The organism is Variovorax beijingensis (assembly GCF_003951285.1).
Lineage (GTDB): Bacteria > Pseudomonadota > Gammaproteobacteria > Burkholderiales > Burkholderiaceae_C > Variovorax > Variovorax beijingensis.
This window is the reverse complement of sequence record NZ_RXFQ01000072.1, coordinates 1-1286: the sequence shown is the minus strand read 5'-3', so window position 1 is coordinate 1286 and position 1286 is coordinate 1. Positions and strand designations below refer to the sequence as shown.

1 protein-coding gene is annotated in these 1286 nt (G+C 61.0%); it reads right to left on the bottom strand.

Features of this window, described 5'->3' with window-relative positions; translation table 11 throughout:
* Positions 1-36: 36 nt before the first annotated feature.
* A protein-coding gene (locus EJO66_RS32440; protein WP_124962312.1) for an IS3 family transposase occupies positions 37-1223 on the bottom strand; the annotation gives its coding sequence in 2 pieces (ribosomal slippage) (positions 37-968 and positions 968-1223; 1188 coding nt in all).
* Positions 1224-1286 lie beyond the last annotated feature (63 nt).

The following is a 1286-nucleotide window of genomic DNA, read 5'->3' as shown; positions in this document are numbered from 1 at the left end:
GACCTTGCCCCTGGAATCCGTACCCCATAGCCGAGTTCATGAGTTGGCTTGCCTGGGCTGATTGGCAATCCAGTCCTGCTCGAACTGCATCGGACTGACGTAGGCCAGCGTCGAGTGAAGTCGAGTGCGGTTGTACCAGAGCATCCACGCGACGGTTTCGTCCTTGGCTTCGCGCTTGGTTTGGAAGCGTTGTCCGTGCAGCCGCTCCACCTTCAATGACCCGAACAGAGTTTCGCTGCAGGCGTTGTCCCAGCAGTTTCCTTTGCGGCTCATCGAACTGGTGATGCCGTACTCTTTGAGCACTGCCCTGAAGTCGTGACTGGCGTATTGACTGCCCCTGTCGCTGTGGAAGATCAATCCGGCCTGCTTGCCCGGATGGCGCTTGAACCACGCCATGCGCAGTGCGTCGATCACGAGCTCGCGCGTCATGTCATCTCGCAGCGACCAACCCACCACCTGGCGGCTGAACAGATCGATGACCACCGCCAGGAACAACCAGCCTTCGTCTGTTGCGATGTAGGTGATGTCGCCCACCCAGACCCTGTCGGGCTCGCTCACGGTGAACTCGCGGTTCAGCAGGTTGGGCGAGATCGGCAGGTCGTGGCGGCTGTCGGTGGTGACCTTGAAGCGCCGCTTGCCCTTGGCGCGGATGCCGTGGCGTTGCATGAGCTTTTGAACCCGGTCCTTGCCCACGCGGATGCCGCGTGCGAGCAACTCCTTCCAGATGCGCGGCCAGCCATAGCCGCCACGTGTCTCGGTATGGATGGCCTTGATGTGCACCAGCAAGGCATCGTCGCTCAGATGACGACGCTGCGCGCCGTTGGCCTTGCGCACGAAGTGCTCGTGATATCCCGTCAAACTAATTCGCAGCACCCGGCATTGCACCGAGATCGGCCACACGCGTCGGTGGCGTTGGACAAAGGCGTACTTCACCGCTGCACTTTCGCGAAGTACGCCGTGGCTTTTTCCAAGATATCGCGCTCCATTTTCACGCGCGCCAGCTCGGCACGCAGCCGGCTGATCTCCATCTGTTCGGCACTCACCGCCTTGCTGTCAACGCCGGTGAGCGTACCCTGGCGCTGGGCCTTGACCCAGTTGAACAAGGTCTGCTCGACCACGCCCAAGGTGCGCGCTGCCGCCGCGATGCTCTGGCCGCTCTCGACCAGCCGCACCGCCTCCTGCTTGAATTCGAGCGTGTAGCGCGCTCTTGCCGTCTTCGTCATTTCGACTCTCCTTGCTTGTATTGAAACACTCAGCAAGGGATACGTTTTTCGGGGGCAAGGTCA